This is a genomic window from Rhizobium sp. BK008, assembly GCF_014197345.1.
Classification (GTDB): Bacteria; Pseudomonadota; Alphaproteobacteria; order Rhizobiales; family Rhizobiaceae; genus Rhizobium; species Rhizobium anhuiense.
On the sequence record NZ_JACIFK010000005.1, the window covers coordinates 414,035 to 430,433 of the forward strand.

Below are 16,399 nucleotides of genomic sequence, written 5' to 3' on the forward strand. Positions count from 1 at the left end.
CCAGGATCGGTCCATGCGGGAGGGAAGGCAGGAGCAACCTGCCTGCGCATGTGCCGGTGATAACAAGTCTGAATCAAGCCAGGTCTGAATCAAGGAGGAGTTGTTCATGACTGCAGCCGAAACACGTACAGACGGGGTGGCGGGCTCGGGCCTGCTCGATCGTGAAAGGATCGTTGCACGGCCTGGGTTCAATCGGTGGCTGGTGCCGCCGGCAGCACTCGCCATCCACCTCTGCATCGGCATGGCCTATGGTTTCAGCGTGTTCTGGCTGCCGCTTTCCAAGTCGCTCGGGATCACCGCCTCGACGGCCTGCCCGGATCTGACACTCGCCTCGGCGCTGTTCACCACCACCTGCGACTGGCGTGTTGCCGACCTCGGCTGGATCTATACGCTATTCTTCGTCCTCCTTGGCTCGTCCGCCGCCATCTGGGGCGGCTGGCTCGAGCGCGCCGGCCCGCGCAAGGCGGGCGTCGTTTCCGCCTGCTGCTGGTGCGGCGGCATCATTCTTGCCGCTATCGGCGTCATCACCCATCAGCTCTGGATGATGTGGCTTGGCGCCGGCGTCATCGGCGGCATCGGTCTCGGTCTCGGCTACATCTCGCCGGTCTCGACGCTGATCAAATGGTTTCCCGACCGGCGCGGCATGGCGACCGGCATGGCGATCATGGGCTTCGGCGGTGGCGCGATGATCGGCGCGCCGCTTGCCAACCTGCTGATGAATGCCTTCAAGACCGACAGTTCGGTCGGTGTCTGGCAAACCTTCATCGTCATGGCGGCGATTTATTTCGTCTTCATGATGGGCGGCGCCTTCGGCTATCGCATCCCGCCGGCCGGGTGGCGTCCTGACGGCTGGACGCCGCCTGCGGCCAAGAGCACGATGATCACCACCAAACATGTGCACCTGCGCGATGCCCACAAGACCAAACAGTTCTGGCTGATCTGGGCCGTGCTCTGCCTCAACGTTTCGGCCGGTATCGGTGTTCTCGGCATGGCTTCGCCGATGCTGCAGGAAATCTTCGCCGGCTCGCTGATCGGCCTGCCGGATGTCGGTTTCGCCCAGCTGGACGCCGGCCAGAAGGCATCGATCGCCACGATCGCCGCCGGTTTTGCTGGCCTGCTGTCGCTCTTCAATATCGGCGGACGGTTCTTCTGGGCGTCGCTGTCCGACAAGATCGGCCGCAAGAATACCTATTATTGCTTCTTCATCCTCGGCATTGTGCTCTATGCACTGGCGCCGACCTTTGCGGGCATGGGCAACAAGGCGCTGTTCGTTCTCGCCTTCGGCATCATCCTGTCGATGTATGGCGGCGGCTTCGCGACGATCCCTGCCTATCTCGCCGATATTTTCGGTACGCAGTTCGTCGGCGCCATCCACGGCCGGCTGCTGACGGCCTGGGCAACGGCCGGCATCGTCGGTCCCGTCGTCGTCAACTATATCCGCGAAGCGCAGATCGCCGCCGGCGTGGCACCCGGTCCAACCCTCTATACCGGCACCATGTATATCCTCGCCGGCATGCTGGCGCTCGGCCTCATCGCCAATTCGCTGATCAGGCCGCTTTCGGACAAATGGTTCATGTCGGACGACGAGGTTGCTGCGCTGCAGGCGAAGTCTGCGGCGGTCAATGCCGGCCCGACCGGTTCCTTTGGCATCGGCACAGGCGGGTTGGACGCCAAGGCGATGCTTGCCTGGGCCGTCGTCGGTATTCCGCTGCTCTGGGGTGTCTGGGTGACGCTGAGGGCGACGTTCGCGCTGTTCGGATGAGCCGTCACAGCGCGTCGCACGGGCTTCATGCGACGCGCTTCATCTTCGTCTACCGCCTCAGTCTGATCAGAGTGCCGCCTGGTGGCGGCACGATAGGATGGCTGCGGCGGCTGGGATCAGAATTCTTCCCAGCTCTGGGCGGTCGCAGCGGCGCCGTGCGCCTTTGCGACGCGTGAAATAAGGTGCAGCGCCGGTGAACCCGCTTGCCTCGCCTCATGTCTCACCTCCGGCCGGCCGGCGGCCTGGGTCTGGCCCGGCAGACGGAATCGTGTCAGCAGGACGCGCAGCGTTTCGGCTTCCTTGGCAAGGCTATGGCTGGCGGCGGTGCTCTCTTCGACCATGGCGGCATTCTGCTGCGTTGCCTGATCGAGCGTATTGACCGCGTGGTTGATTTCCTTGAGGCCGGTTGCCTGCTCCCTGGAGGCCTCGACGATGGCGACGACGTTGCCGTCGATATCGCCGACCTGTGCGACGATCTCCTCCAGCGCCTTGCCTGTCTGGCCGACGAGGCCGACGCCGTTCCTGACATGCTCGCCCGACGTGTTGATCAGCGCCTTGATCTCCTTGGCGGCTTTGGCGGAGCGCTGAGCGAGCTCCCGGACTTCCTGGGCCACCACGGCGAAGCCCTTGCCGGCTTCGCCGGCGCGGGCCGCCTCGACGCCGGCATTCAATGCCAGGAGGTTGGTCTGGAAGGCTATATCGTCGATGACGCCGATGATGTTGGTGATCTCGTGCGAGGACTGTTCGATCTGGCCCATGGCGGCAACGGCATTGCGGACCACGGTGCCGGATTGCTCGGCGCCCTGTTTGGTCATGGCGACGAGGCGGCCGGCCTCATCGGCGCGGCGGCTGGAATCGTTGACCGTGGTGGTGATTTCCTCCAGCGCGGCGGCGGTTTCTTCGATCGATGCGGCTTGCTGTTCCGTCCGTTTGGAGAAGGAATCGGCCGATGCGCCGATCTCGCGTGAGCCGATGGCGATCGCACCGGCATTCTCGCCGATTGTCTTCATCGTCTCGGCAAGGACTTTGATCGTCGTGTTGAAATCGTGGCGCAATTGCTCCATCGAGGGGACGAAGGGCGTGTCGACCGTCCTTGTCAGATCACCTTCGGATAGGTGACGCAGCGCGCCGCCGAGCGAAGAAATCGCGCTCATGCGTTGGGTGACGTCGGTGGCGAACTTCACCACCTTGTAGACCTTGCCGTCGGCATCGACGATCGGGTTATAAGCTGCCTGGATCCAGATTTCGCGACCGCCCTTCCCGAAACGGACGAATTCGTTGGCGATGAATTCGCCATTGGCCAGACGCCGCCAGAAGCTTTTGTAATCCTCTGTGCCGACATAGGCCGGATCGCAGAATATGCTGTGATGCTTGCCGCTGATCTCGGCCAGGGAATAGCCCATGGCGTTGCAGAAATTCTCGTTCGCGGTCAGGATCTCGCCCATCGGGCTGAATTCGATCACCGCCTGCGAACGCGAGATCGCCTGCAGCTTGCCGGAATCCTCGACCGCCTGCTTCTTGGCGGCCGTGATGTCGGCTGCAAATTTCACCACCTTGAATGGCTTTCCGCCCTTGAAAACAGGATTGTAGGAAGCCTGGATCCATATCTCGCGGTTGCCCTTGGCAAGACGCTTGTAGGCGCCGGCATCATATTCGCCGCGCCCGAGCCGCGCCCAGAAGGCGCGATAGTCAGGAGTTGCCGTATAGGCCGGCTCGCAGAACATGCTGTGATGCTTGCCGACGATCTCGCTCAGGCGATAACCAAGCGCATTGCAGAAATTCTCGTTCGCCGTGAGGATATTTCCATTGAGATCGAATTCGATGATCGCCTGCGATTTGGAAATGGCATTGAGAATATATTTCGAGTCGGAAGATAGACCAAACATCCTTGCCCCTCTGAAATGCGCGTTCTGCTGCTTCGGCTAATCAGACGAAGCGTGTCGGACGAAGAATGCCGGTGATGGAATGACAGCCGTATCGTCTGTCACTCCTCCGAGATTTGCGGAAAACGTATCATCCTTGTGTGTCGTATGATGATAGGACGTGGTTAATATCTCGTATAAAAGAAATAACTAATATTGAGCCGTGCGGAAAAGCCTTGCGGTACATAATAAAAAACCGCCCGGATGGGCGGTTTTTCAAATGCGAATTGTCTAGATACGAATGCCTAGGCCGATCAGGCCGCCAGATCATCGGTCTCGTTTTCCTTGAACATCTTGGAGAGGTTCAGGAAGCAGATCATGCCATTTTCTGAAGCGATGATGCCTTCGCAATAGGCGCGGTCGAAGGAGGCGGTCACCTCAGGCACCGGCTGGACCTGGCTGGACGAGATGGTGAGAATGTCCGAGACGCGGTCGACGAGCATGCCGATGACCATGCTGTGAACTTCGGCGACGACAATGGCGCTGCGCTCGTTGGCGACGGTGCTCTTCATGCCGAGCTTGTAGGCAAGATCGATGATCGGGATCACCGAGCCGCGCAGGTTCATGACGCCGATGACATCGGCCGGGGCGTGCGGGATCGGCGTCGACGGCGCCCAGCCGCGGATTTCGCGGATGGTCGTGGTCTTGACGCAGAATTCCTGATCATGCAGGCGGAAGGCAATGATCTCGAGCGTATCGCCGCTGAAGCTAGTGGAATTGATCGTGGCCATTAGAATTCTTCCCAACTGTCGTAAGCCAAAGCAGAAGCGGGTGCGCCACCATTGGCGCTGACGAGCCTTGCCTTCACACCACGCGATGGCTTTGCGCTCGGCGAAGCATCGTTACGGTTACGACGACATTAGCGAAAGAGTGTTGCCCAAATCTAAATCGGGAGGGGGGTTGCGAAGGTTTTCAGCCCCGATTTACCTCAGCCTATGGTCTTTTCGATCTGCGAGACTGCCCAATCCACCTGCTCCCTTGTTATGACCAATGGCGGAGCGAGACGAATCGTATGGTCGTGGGTATCCTTGGCGAGCAGGCCGCGCTCCTTCAGCGCATGGCAATATTGCCTCGCGCCGCCGGCTTCGGGTTCCAGTTCGATGGCCATCATCAGACCGCGGCCGCGCACGTCCCTGACGATGTTCGAGCGGATCGACCTGAGGCCATCGAGGAAATAATCGCCCATGACCGCAGCGTTCTCGATCATGCCCTCTTCCGTCAGCACCTTCAGTGCGGTGCGTGCCACCGCGCAGGCGAGCGGATTGCCGCCGAAGGTCGAGCCGTGCTGGCCGGGCTTCAGCACGCCGAGGACTTCGGAATTCGAAAGCACTGCTGACACGGGGTAGAAGCCGCCGGAGAGCGCCTTGCCGATCAGCGTCACGTCGGCCTCGATGCCTTCGTGTTCCTCAGCCAGCAGCTTGCCGGTGCGGCCGAGGCCGGTCTGGATCTCGTCGAGAATGAGGGTGACGTTGTTATCAGTGCAGAGTTCACGAATGCGGGTGAAATAACCCGCCGGCGGGATGATGACGCCGGCTTCCCCCTGGATCGGCTCGATCAGGGCGGCTACCGTATTGGCATTGATTGCCGCGGCAAAAGCCTCGGCATCGCCGAAGGGAATGATGCGGAAGCCCGGCGTGTAGGGGCCGAAGCCGGTGCGGGCATCGGGATCTGTGGAGAAGCTGATGATGCTCAGCGTCCGGCCGTGGAAATTATCGGCGCAGACGATGATCTCCGCCTTGCCCTCCGGCACGCCCTTGACCTCGTATCCCCATTTGCGCACCGCCTTGATGGCGGTCTCCACGGCTTCGGCGCCGGAATTCATCGGCAGGATCTTGTGTGAGCCGGTGAGAGCGGCGAGTTCTTCGTAGAGATAGGCGAGCTGGTCGTTGCGGAAGGCGCGGGAGGTGAGCGTCAGTCTGCCCGCCTGCTCGACCATGGCGGCAAGGATCTTCGGATGACAATGGCCCTGGTTGACGGCGGAATAGGCCGAGAGGCAATCGAGATAACGGTTGCCGTCGGTATCCCAGACATAAACGCCTTCGCCACGCGTCAATACCACGTCGAGCGGCTTGTAATTGTTGGCGCCGAGCCGCTGTTCGGTGGCGATCAGTTTTTCCGAAGTGGTCATGGCCGTTCTCCCTTAGTCTTTGGTTTCCGCATGTCGTGATCGCAAAACTGCTGCACAGTTTTGCGCGACATGCTCTATGCCGCGCGTGTCGGACGATCGAAGATGCGGCGGCCGAAGAGGCTTGCCGTCAGCTCCACCAGGATGCGGGCGCTCTTGCCGCGATCGTCGAGAAACGGATTGAGTTCGACGAGATCGAGCGACGAGACGAGGCCGCTATCCGAAAGCATTTCCATCACCAGATGCGCCTCGCGAAAGGTCGCGCCGCCCGGGACCGTCGTGCCGACGCCAGGGGCAATCTCGGGATCGAGGAAATCGAGGTCGAGGCTGACATGCAGCAGGCCGTTCGCCTTGGTCACGACGTCCAGGATCTCACGCATGATGGCGCCGATGCCCTGCTCGTCGATCGCGCGCATGTCGAAGACGTTGACGCCATGTTCGTGGATTTCTTCGCGCTCACGCGCATCGACCGAACGAATGCCGACCTGGAAGACATTCTTCGGATCGACGAACGGACGGTCCTTCGGCAGGATCTCGGCGAATTCGGCCTCGCCGCAGAAGAAGGCGACAGGCATGCCGTGAATATTGCCGGAGGGCGAGGTGGCCGGAGAATTGAAGTCGGCATGGGCATCGAGCCAGAGGACGAAGAGCGGGCGGCCCTTGCTGGCGGCATAACGGGCCATGCCGGAGACGCTGCCCATGGAAAGGCTGTGGTCGCCGCCGAGAATGAGCGGGAAACGGCCGGCGGCGGCGACGTCATGGACGCTGCTTTCGAGCGCGCGGGTGAAGGCGCCGACGATCCTCAGATTGTGGGCTTTCGGATGGTTCGGCAGATCCATCGCCGGCACGATCCTGAGATCGCCGATATCGGCGACGTCATGGCCAAGCTCGATCAGCGTCTGATCGACGCCGGCAATGCGCAAGGCGGCAGGCCCCATGGCAGCGCCTCTGCGGCCGGAGCCTTCTTCCAGCGGCGCGCCGATGAGGGTGACGGATCGCGATTGGGCATTCATATCTGGGGCTCCGTGTTCAGGCCTGTTTCGACCGATAGTGAGATAAAGGGCTGACGGCAAAAAGATGGAAAATTGTCAGAAATGGATTATGATTGCGCAGAATGATAAACCTATTTTGACAAAGTGATCAGCGTGGATGATCTCGACACCGAACTTCTCAGTGCCCTTCGCCACAATGCCCGGATTTCCGTCTCCTCGCTTGCAGCGATGACGGGTGCATCGCGGGCAACGGTCGCTGCCCGGATCGACCGGCTGGTCGCCAGCGGCACCATCGTCGGCTTCACCATCCGCACCGGTCACGAGACGCGGTCCGCCGGCGTGCGCGCCATCGTCATGATCGAGGTGCTCGGTAAGCTCGCCGACAGGGTGGCCGATCAGCTGCGGGGCCTGCCACAGGTGCGCGCACTTCACAGCACCAACGGCAAATGGGATTTCGTCGCCGAACTCGAGGATCGGGATCTTCCCTCCTTCGACCAGACGCTGCGCCGCATCCGACTGATCAACGGCATCAATTCGACCGAGACCAACATTCTTCTCAAGACGAGCAAGACCGGTTTCTAAGCCGGCTTAGAGCTCGCGCGTGCCGTCATTCCAAAACTGCCGCGCAGCAGCTTCAGGCGAGATGCGATGCATCAGTATTCCCGTTCATAGACGATGCCAGCTTCGCCTTCACCATTGCCGCCTGCTCCGCCGCGCAGCTTGACGCCGCGGCCGACATCGAGGTTGATCACCGCCTTGGCGCCGGCCGAACCGCCCTGCTGCAATTCGAAATAAGTGCGGTCGTTGAGATAGCGGCCGACGCTGACGCTCGTCTGGCCCTTGGAATCGGTGCTGACGTCAAAGTCGTCAACGCCGAGCTGGTTGCGCAGGCCTTCGAAAAGCGAGGTGGAGCGGTTGCCGGCCAACTGGCTGACGGCGTCGGCGAGCTGGGCGATCTGCACCGGTGAGAGCTTCGACATCGACTGGCCGAAAATCAGCTGCGCAAGGACCTCGTCCTGCGGCAGCTGGGGCGAGGAAGAAAAGGTGATGGCGGGGTCGGTGGCGAGGCCGGCGACGTCGACGGTCAGCGTCGTGGTGCCGGAGGTCGAGGTCGCTTCCATATCGAGCGCCGGCGTCAGGTCGCCGGCAAAGGTGATCCGGCTCTTGTCGGAGAAATCCAGGCGGCGGTTGAGAATGGTCAGGCGGCCGCGGCGCATGGTGAAACCGCCGGTGACGACCGGTGCCGCCGCCGTCCCGCGAATGGTCACGCGGCCGCCGAGCTCGGCATCGATGCCGCGGCCGCGTACGAAGATATGCGATGGCGCGTCGATTTCGAGATCCAGCGTCATCACGGAGGATTTCTCGCCGGGTTTGCGCTCGCCGTCATCGCGCAGCTGCGCCAGCACCGCCCGCGGCGCGTTCTTATGCCGGATGTCGATTTCTCTGAGCGAGGTCGGCAATTTTTCCGGGACGGTGATTGAGGTCTTGTCCAGCCGAAGCTTGCCGCTCAGCGTCGCGTTTGCAATCGGCCCGCGTAGGCCGAGCGTGCCATTGACGGTCGAGACGACAAGGGTTCCATCGACATAGACCGCCTTATCGAGCTTAATCGAAATGTCGGCGGGAAAGCCGCCGGCCGGCTGAATGCCGATCGTGCCGCTGGCCGAAATCGTGCCGCCGCTGCCAAGGCTGCCGTTGAGGCGCGATATTACGGCCTGGCTGCCATTGAAGGTCACCGTCGCCGCAAGGTTGTTGACGGCCAGATTGCGCCGGACATCGACGAGCTTTGCGCCATTGGTCAAGACAGTGCCGTTGATGACGGGTGCTGCGGCCGTTCCGCCGATCTGGAGATTGACGGTGGCGACGCCGTCGGCGACGAGACCCTGCTGCGCAAGCGGGGCGCCGAGCACAGCGAAAGGAAGATTGCCGTTGAAGCGCATGTCGATGGCGCGATTGCCTGTGATCGCAACACTGCCGCCGCCCTTCAGCGACATGCCGGCGTCACCGGCAAGGCTGGTCTCGACCGTCAGCTTGTTTCCGGCAAGTTTGCCGGATGCGTCCATGCTGAAGGGCGAAAGGCCGGCGCCCTTTGTCTGGCTCGTCGCTGCGTTCTTCCAGTCGACCTTGAAGTCGACGGAGGGCGAAGACAACGCACCGGTGGCCTTGACGGTCGCCGAGACCGCGCCCTCGGCCGCAAGGCCGGGAACAAAGCCGTTGGCGATGCCAGCCGGAAGATTGCTGGTGTTTGCCGTGACGTCGAGCGAGCGGATCGATGTGCCTTCGATGGCGAGATTGCCGGTGGCTTTCAGCGCAATGCCGCCGCTGCCGGTGAGGGCGGCATTGAAATCCAGCCTGTCACCGGCGTATTTGCCCGTCGCCGCCAGCGCAAGGCGGGAAATGCCGGCAGCCTTGGTGTGGCTGGTCGCGGCATCTTTCCACTCGAGCTTGAAATCGACGATCGGATTTGTCGGCGTTCCCGACGTCACGGCATTTGCCGAGAGCGTGCCTTCGGCACCAAGACCGGGAACGAAGGCATTTGCGATATTTGCCGGCAGCGCCGGGATATCGGCATTGATCGATAGGTCCCGGATGGCCGTTCCCGCGATGGTGACGCCGCCCTTTGCCTTGGCCAGCACGCCGTCCTTGCCGGCGAGGTTTGCGTCGAAATCGACCCGGTCATTGGCGAATTTGCCGGATGCCGCAGCACTCAGTCCCGACAGGCCGCTGCTCCTGGTCTGGGCGGTGGCGGCATTCTTCCAGTCGAGCTTGAAATCGACGGCCGGTTTCGGCAGTGCTCCGGAGGCGGATGCCGTTCCCGAGACCGTGCCTTCGGCGGCTAGACCGGGGACGAAGCCGTTGGCGAGACCTGCAGGCAGGTTGGCAAGATCGGCCTTGACGTCGATGTTACGAACTGATGTGCCCGATATCGCGATATTGCCGGCGGCGTTGAGCGAGAGGCCGTCCTTGCCGGCGAGATTGGCATCGAAATCGAGGCGATCGTCGGCGAAGCGTCCGGATGTGGACAGCGCGAGGCCTGAGAGATGAGCGCTTCGGGTCTGACTGGTCGCAGCATCCGTCCAGTCGAGCTTGAAGTCGGCCTTCGGTGCGGCGGGTGTCCCGGCGGCGGACACAGTGCCGGAGATCGTTCCGCCGGCGGCCAGATCGGGAACGAAGGCATTTGCGAGACTGGCCGGAAGCTTGGCGACCTTGGCATCGACCTTGATGCTGTCGATCGCCGTACCGGCGAGTGCGACATTACCCATGGCCGTCAGTGAGAGGCCTTGATCGCCGCGGGCTGCCGCGTTGAAATCCAGCTTGTTTTCGGCAAATTTTCCCGACGCGGTCACGCCGAGCGCTGCAAGGCCGGCACGTTTCATGTGGCTCGTCGCCGCGTCTTTCCAATTGAGATCGAAATCGGCACTCGGGGCGGAAAGCGGGCCGCTGGCCGAGACCTTTCCCGAGATCGCCCCTTCGGCGGCGAGATCGGCGACGAAACCGTTTGCGATATTCGCCGGGACATTCGTCAGCGTGGCGTCGACTTTGACGTTGCCGATCGTCGTGCCGGCGATGGCGACATTGCCTGTTGTCTTCAGCGAGAGGCTGTTGGCGCCTGATATCGCCGTGTCGAAATCGAGATTGCTGTCGGCGTATTTTCCGGATGCTTTGACGGTCAGGTCCGCAAGGCCGGCGCGCTTCGTCTGGCTCGTCGCAGCACTTTTCCAATCGAGATCGACATTGGCGGTTGGAGCAGCGAGGGAGCCCGAAGCCGTCAATTTTCCTGTGATCGTGCCTTCGGCGGCGAGATCGGGAACGAAACCATTGGCGATGCGGGCAGGCAGGTTGAGGATATCGGCGTCGACCTCAAGCACCGGTGCCTTCGGGTCGGCGAGCGAGACATTGCCGGCGGCCTTGAGCGAGAGGCCGTCACCACTGCCGACCGTCGTGTCGAAATCGAGCTTGTTGTCGGCGAATTTGCCGCCGGCGGCAATACCAAGCGGGGCCAGGCCGGCGCCCTTGGTCTGGCCCGTCGTCGCATCCTTCCAGTCGAGCTTGAAGTCGGCGACGGGTGCGGCCGGCGTTCCCGTCACGGCAATCCTTCCGGAGATCGTGCCGCCGGCTGAGAGATTGGGCACGAAACCGTTGGCGAGCGCTGCCGGCAGTTCGTGGATGTCGGCATCGAGCTTCAGCGTTTCGCCGGCGGAGCCGGTGACGGTGACCGAGCCGGTTCCGGTCTTCAACGTCAGTCCGTTCAGGCTGGCGGCCCCGCTGGCGATTGTAACCTGCGTTGGTGCGGCAAGCTCGATCGGGATATTGCGGGGGCTTGCCGAGAACCGATCGAGGTTCAGGTGCATCGTGCCGCCCGCCGCCTCGATATTGCCGGTCGCCAGTACGGGATTGCCGTCATAGGCGGTATTGAGATCGAAATCTGTATGGTCTTGTTGCTTGGTGAACCCAAGCGAAAGGCCGGCAAGCTTATTCGTTCCGGCACTCACCTCCTCGGCCTTGACCGTACCGCTTGCGGCCAGGGCGCTGAGATCGCTGACCGTGACATCGATATCCGGCTTGACGATCGCAAGCGTATCACGGCGGATCGAGCCGCCTGTTGCGAGCAGCTTGAGCGCGATCCTGCCGCCATCGCTGCTGACGCCGAGCGAGCCTTTAAGGTCGCCTTCGGCCCTTTGCCCGCCGAGTGCGGCGAGCAGGCCGAGATTGGGGAAATCGAAGGTCAGGGCGCCTGTCGGCTCCAGCGCGGGCGAGAATTCCACATTGCCGGTCAACCGGTTGCCGCCGATATCGGCGGTCAGTGCCGGAATACTCGTCTTGCCGTCCTTCGAACTGATGTCGCCGTTGATGCCGATCGGCTGGCCGTCGATCGTGCCGGTGGCGGCGATCTTGCCTTGCGGCGCCTTGGGATCGGCGAGGCCCGACAGGTCGATATTGAGGTTGCCGAGCTTGCGGTCGGCCATGTCAAGGCTGGTGGCCTTGAGATTGGCCGTCACCGAGACTGCCGGGAGCTCACCTCCTATTCTCAACGCATAACCCACCCCGCCGCTGGCGCCGGGGATGAGCTTGCCGACGTCAGGCAGCCGGCCGGAGAGATCGGCATTCAACATCTGGCCATCAAGCGCGACGTTGCCGGCCGCTTCCAGCGTTCCGGACTTGAGGACGAGATTGGACAGCGCGAATTTCGACGGGATGGTGCCGACCACCTGGCTTTCGAGCGAGATCGGTCCGTCGAACCTGGCTGTTGCCGCAGCCGGCAGGGCCGCCGGTTCGACGGTGAGCTTGAGGTTGCCGGTCAGCGCCTGGTCTGCCAGCCGATAGGAGCCGTTGAGGCTGCCGTTGATATTGGCGCTTTCGACGGTGGTGCCGTTGAAGCCGATGCCGGAGGGCGTGATCTGCAGCGGCGAGGCGATCGTGACCGGTCCTTGGACAGCGCGATTGAGGTTCGGCTCGGCAAAGCTCATGTCACCGGCAACGAGGCGCAGCTGGATGCTGCCAGAACGCGCGGCGAGATTGAAGGCGTCGCTCTTGGCTGTCAGTTTGACGTTGCCGATATCGGCCTGGGGCAGGGTTGCGGTGTCGAGCGAGCCGCTGACGTTGAGCCGGGCCGCCTGCGCATCGCCTGTCAGCGCCAGGTTGAGACCTGATATCAGGAAGCGCGCTTCGCCTTCGGCGAGCGGCCAGCGGAAATCGACAGGCCCCGAGGTGCCGAGCAGATTGGCGTTCAGGCTGTTGTTGCCGGCCGGATCGAGGGTGCCCGAGGCAGCGATGACGACGCTGCCGGTGGCGATATTGCCGGTCTGGATATCGATCTTGCCGTGGTTGTCGAAGGTGGTGGCAAGATCAATATTGGTCTGGCCGGCAAAAAGCGGCCGGAATGCCGATGGCAGCAGCGAGCTCAGGTCGCCGCCGCCCTTGAGGTCGAGGTGATGCAGTCCGTCTGCCGAGATCTGATGCCGGGCCTCGATTGCGGCGCGTTGCTGCCCGTCGAGGGCGGCCTGCACTTTGCCTTTCCAATCGGATATCGGCCCCTGGCCGTCGAGATCGATGTTGACCGCCGGGCTGTCCGGCAGGCCGAGAAAGCCCGCCAGCAGCCCGCCCTTCGGTTCGGAAAGCTGTGCCTTTAGCCGCAGCCGGTTTTCGGCCGGCGCATAGGCGATGTCGGCGGCAAGCCGCGCATCGGGGACCGCGTGACGGCTGACATTGACGATAGCCTCGCCGCCATCGCCGTTCGCCGAAAGGCTGCCTTCGGCGGCGAGCGCAAAGGCGCGCCCGGCAATGGGTGCGGCGAGTTTGATATCGGGCAGTGCGACGCGGTCGATATCGATCTTGATCGGCAGGCTGAATCCGCCGGAGGCTTCAGTTCGGGGCCGCGAGGGCAGGGTGCGCACCGGCTTGCGCAGCACGTCGATCGCTTCGATCTCGAAGCGTTTGGCGTGGAAGGTTCCGGTCAGCAGCGCCAGCGGATTCCAGTCGATTGCGATGCCATGAATTTCCGCAAAGACGCCCCGGGTGTCGGAGAGGGAGATCTCGGCAGCGCGAAGCCCGCCGGTCAGAAGACCTTGCGGTTCACGCACTTCGATCGTCATGTCGCGGTTGGAAAGCGTCGAGGCTATCCTTTCGGTGACGATGCGGGCGCCAAAACTGGTGAAGCCGAAGATCGCAAGGGCTGCGACAGCGAGAATCAAAGTGGCGCCCAGCGCATAGCCGGTGAGCCGCAGGATCCAGTTGACGATTTTTGCCAGCGTTTGCATCGGCGCGGACACTACCCCGTTTTCATGACGGCTCGCAGATCGGAAAACACGAGCGGATCGGCAATTCTAGAAGGATTGGCCGATGCCGGCGTAGATTCCGTAATCTGTGCCATCTTCGTACTTGTTCAGCGGCATGGCAAAATCAAGCCGCAGCGGGCCGAAAGGCGTTGCATATCGTATTCCGGCGCCGGCGCCGGCGCGGATATCGGAAAAACCCGGAAAGGTGCTGTCCGATACAGTACCGACATCGATGAAGGGCACGATGCCGATCGTATCGGTGATCTTGATGCGGGCCTCCAGCGAACCGGTCACATAGGAGCGGCCGCCGGTGGCATCGCCATTGTCGTTATAGGGCGAGATTTCCTGATAGCTGTATCCACGGACCGAGCCGCCGCCGCCGGCAAAGAAGCGCTGCGTGGCGGGAATGTCGCCGATGCTGTCGCCGCCGATCAGGACGCCGGCGGCTACCTTGCCGGCCAGCACCAAGCCGTCGTCCTGGCCGAACGGCAGATAACCGGAGATCGAGCCTTGGAATGCCGCATAGGGCGTGGCGTTGAAGATTTCGTAGCCGGGCTTTGCCGAGAAGGTCGCGCGATAGCCCTCCGTCGGGTTGAACTTGTCGTCGCGTGCGTCGCGATCATATTGGATCGGCAGGGTGAAGGTCAGATAGTCGTTCTCGCCGAATGCGTCGTCGTCGCGCTCCCAGCTGAGCTCGCCGCTCGCCGAGACAGTGTCCTGGTCGGTCAACTCGTAGGACAGGCCGAGCGAGGCGGTGACGAGCGTCGCATTATAGGCATCCGGATTTTCGGTCTTGGCGACGATGCCGGCCTTCAGGGTGGCGGCGGGGAAGAAGGCGCCGGGTTTGGTGAAGAGGATGCCGGCGGAATAGTCGAGGCTGCCCACATCCGTCGTTTCGCCAAGCCGAGAGACCGCTCCCTCGATCCTCAGCGTTTCGGCTTCGCCGAACAGGTTGCGGTGGCCCCAATAGCCTTGAATGCCGAAGCCGTCGGTGGTGGAATATTGCGCGCCGACGCCGAAATAGCGCCTCTTGCCTTCGGAAACCTCGATCGTCATCGGCAGGGTGCCATCCGGCGCCAGCGCATCTCCTTCGTGGATGGTGACGCTCGAAAAGACGCCGAGGGCGCGAAGGCGCTCGCCGGCTTTCTTCAACGCTTCCGGGGAATAGGCTTCGCCCTTGTTCAGCCGGGAATAACGCTGGATGAAAGCTGGCTTGACGGTCTTCTCGCCGGTGACGCCGACATCGCCGATCGGGGCGACCGGACCACCTTCGGCGGCAAGGACGATATCGACGGTATCGCTTTTGTGGTCGGCGACCACCTTGCGTTCGGTCAGTTTGGCGAAGGGACGGCCTTCGCTCTTCAACTGTTCGACGATCTTGTCGCCGGCTCTGATGATGGCGAGCGAGCCGGCCTCGGCGCCCGGGGCGAGATCGTAATCGGCGGGATTATGGTTTGCGGCATCGCCGCCGAACTGGACCTCCCTGACCTTGAAAACCGGGCCGGGAGCAATGTCGACGGTGACGGGGATCGGCCCGGACCGGTCGAATGTCGGATTGGGCGGCAGGTCGTCGATGTTTCTGCCGTCGATGGTGATCGTTACCAGGCCGCCATAGCGGGCCTTTTCATACAAGGTGGCGATCAGCCGCTCACGGTCGTCGCGCGCCTTGACGACGATGCCGAGATCGCCGGACACCGGCAGTTTCTGGTCACTGAGGAGGCGGGAACTGTTTTCCAGCGCTTCTTTCAGGTCGGGATCGACGGTATCGGCTCTGAGGTCGACGTGGTAGCGCACCGGATCGGGCACCTGTTCACCTTCGTCTTCTTCCTTGCCGAAAATGGTGATGCCGAAAAGCTTGAAGGCATAAGCGTCGCCGATCAGGACCGGTGAGAACGCAGCTGCCGCTGCGACCACCATCATGGTGCCTGTTCGCCGATACGCAGTACCTGTTTTCGGGCCTGTCCCTCTGATCCGCATCCGCCGCTTTTGGTTATGCCTACAATGAAGCTTCGTTGCCCAGCCGTGAACAGCTTAGCGGCAAAATCGCGCGGCGTGTACCATTTTAAATTGCCAACGCGCTAATTTAGCACAAAAAATCCCGGACATGTGTCCGGGATTTTCCGAATTTGACGCTTTCCAAGCGCTCTCAGCGCGGGCAGCTATCGATGTAGCGGCGGCCGTAGCGGTCGCGATAGTAGCACTGGCCGGGCTGTTCGGCGACGCTGCCGATCAGGGCGCCGGACACGCCGCCGATGGCGGCGCCGACTGCCGCACCACGGACATCGCCGGTGACGACGCCGCCGATCACGGCACCGGATGCAGCGCCGATGCCGGCGCCCTGCTGTGTCGGTGTGCAGCTTGCGATCGACAGGCCGATCAATGCGAGTATGACAGCTTTCTTCATCTTTTCTCTCCGAGGTTGTTGCCCAACGGGCAAAGGCCGTCCCTTCTATTTTTTCGTCACGCTAGACCGAAAACTATGTCGGAAGAAAGGGTTGTCCATCCGATGTGCTGATTTTTTTGCGATGCGGCCGTCGTCACCTTTCGCATGGTTGGTAAACTCCGCTGCATTCTGCCGCATCAATTCCATTGATCTCGGCTCGCATATTTTTTATCTGGAATCATTCAAAAATCTGGGCCTTTTGCCGCAGTTGATGTTAAAGCAAAGGGTAAGCATTGACGCGCGGACGTCCGGTCATCAAGAACGTCCGCGTGATACTGGAGCATATGATGGATTTCGAAGCGTTTTTCAAAAACGAGCTGGACGGGCTTCATGCCGAGGGCCGTTACCGCGTTTTTGCCGATCTCGAACGTCACCGCGGCAA

9 protein-coding genes and 1 pseudogene are annotated in these 16,399 nt (G+C 62.0%); 3 read left to right on the forward strand and 7 right to left on the reverse strand.

Translation table 11 applies throughout. The features are described 5' to 3' along the window. Positions 1 to 106 precede the first annotated feature (106 nt). Positions 107 to 1,762: an OFA family MFS transporter gene (locus FHT69_RS22320; protein ID WP_028756023.1), complete on the forward strand. Its 1,656-nt coding sequence runs from the start codon at positions 107 to 109 to the stop codon at positions 1,760 to 1,762. Positions 1,763 to 1,878: 116 nt separating this feature from the next. Here FHT69_RS22320 and FHT69_RS22325 read toward each other — a convergent pair whose 3' ends face one another. From FHT69_RS22325 to rocF, 4 genes are all read right to left on the reverse strand, one after another. Beyond that, complete coding sequence (locus FHT69_RS22325) at positions 1,879 to 3,648, reverse strand: methyl-accepting chemotaxis protein (RefSeq protein ID WP_047615524.1); 1,770 nt, start codon at positions 3,646 to 3,648, stop codon at positions 1,879 to 1,881. A gap of 290 nt (positions 3,649 to 3,938) precedes the next feature. After that, positions 3,939 to 4,415: a chemotaxis protein CheW gene (locus tag FHT69_RS22330; RefSeq protein ID WP_011427049.1), complete on the reverse strand. Its 477-nt coding sequence runs from the start codon at positions 4,413 to 4,415 to the stop codon at positions 3,939 to 3,941. 197 nt (positions 4,416 to 4,612) lie between these two features. After that, positions 4,613 to 5,812 (reverse strand): ornithine--oxo-acid transaminase, encoded by a 1,200-nt coding sequence (rocD, locus tag FHT69_RS22335; RefSeq protein ID WP_028756472.1) that lies wholly within the window; start codon positions 5,810 to 5,812, stop codon positions 4,613 to 4,615. A gap of 74 nt (positions 5,813 to 5,886) precedes the next feature. Beyond that, on the reverse strand, positions 5,887 to 6,822 hold the full coding sequence (rocF, locus tag FHT69_RS22340; RefSeq protein WP_028756020.1) for an arginase: 936 nt from the start codon (positions 6,820 to 6,822) through the stop codon (positions 5,887 to 5,889). A 123-nt stretch (positions 6,823 to 6,945) separates the two neighbouring features. Between rocF and FHT69_RS22345 the strand changes: the two genes are divergently transcribed. Beyond that, positions 6,946 to 7,383, forward strand: a complete 438-nt coding sequence (locus FHT69_RS22345; protein ID WP_179867828.1) for an Lrp/AsnC family transcriptional regulator — start codon at positions 6,946 to 6,948, stop codon at positions 7,381 to 7,383. Positions 7,384 to 7,454: 71 nt separating this feature from the next. Here the strand turns inward: FHT69_RS22345 and FHT69_RS22350 are convergent, their stop codons facing one another. The 3 genes from FHT69_RS22350 to FHT69_RS22360 all read right to left on the reverse strand — a co-directional run bounded on the left by FHT69_RS22350 (position 7,455) and on the right by FHT69_RS22360 (position 15,978). Continuing rightward, positions 7,455 to 13,556: a translocation/assembly module TamB domain-containing protein gene (locus tag FHT69_RS22350; protein WP_183905970.1), complete on the reverse strand. Its 6,102-nt coding sequence runs from the start codon at positions 13,554 to 13,556 to the stop codon at positions 7,455 to 7,457. Between the two features lie 66 nt (positions 13,557 to 13,622). Further along, complete coding sequence (locus FHT69_RS22355) at positions 13,623 to 15,551, reverse strand: autotransporter assembly complex protein TamA (protein ID WP_176707316.1); 1,929 nt, start codon at positions 15,549 to 15,551, stop codon at positions 13,623 to 13,625. 169 nt (positions 15,552 to 15,720) lie between these two features. Next, positions 15,721 to 15,978 carry a YMGG-like glycine zipper-containing protein gene (locus tag FHT69_RS22360; RefSeq protein WP_028756469.1) on the reverse strand — a complete coding sequence of 86 codons (258 nt, stop codon included), beginning with the start codon at positions 15,976 to 15,978 and terminating at the stop codon, positions 15,721 to 15,723. Between the two features lie 272 nt (positions 15,979 to 16,250). On the opposite strand from FHT69_RS22360, the pseudogene FHT69_RS34320 reads away from it, so the two are divergent. Beyond that, positions 16,251 to 16,399, forward strand: a pseudogene (locus tag FHT69_RS34320) (5-aminolevulinate synthase); the annotation flags it as partial.

Coding starts and splice junctions, on each gene's coding strand:
- FHT69_RS22320 (WP_028756023.1), top strand. CDS start 107: ATGACTGCAGCCGAAACACGTACAGACGGGGTGGCGGGCTCGGGCCTG.
- FHT69_RS22355 (WP_176707316.1), bottom strand. CDS start 15,551: ATGCGGATCAGAGGGACAGGCCCGAAAACAGGTACTGCGTATCGGCGA.
- FHT69_RS22330 (WP_011427049.1), bottom strand. CDS start 4,415: ATGGCCACGATCAATTCCACTAGCTTCAGCGGCGATACGCTCGAGATC.
- FHT69_RS22325 (WP_047615524.1), bottom strand. CDS start 3,648: ATGTTTGGTCTATCTTCCGACTCGAAATATATTCTCAATGCCATTTCC.
- rocF (WP_028756020.1), bottom strand. CDS start 6,822: ATGAATGCCCAATCGCGATCCGTCACCCTCATCGGCGCGCCGCTGGAA.
- rocD (WP_028756472.1), bottom strand. CDS start 5,812: ATGACCACTTCGGAAAAACTGATCGCCACCGAACAGCGGCTCGGCGCC.
- FHT69_RS22350 (WP_183905970.1), bottom strand. CDS start 13,556: ATGCAAACGCTGGCAAAAATCGTCAACTGGATCCTGCGGCTCACCGGC.
- FHT69_RS22360 (WP_028756469.1), bottom strand. CDS start 15,978: ATGAAGAAAGCTGTCATACTCGCATTGATCGGCCTGTCGATCGCAAGC.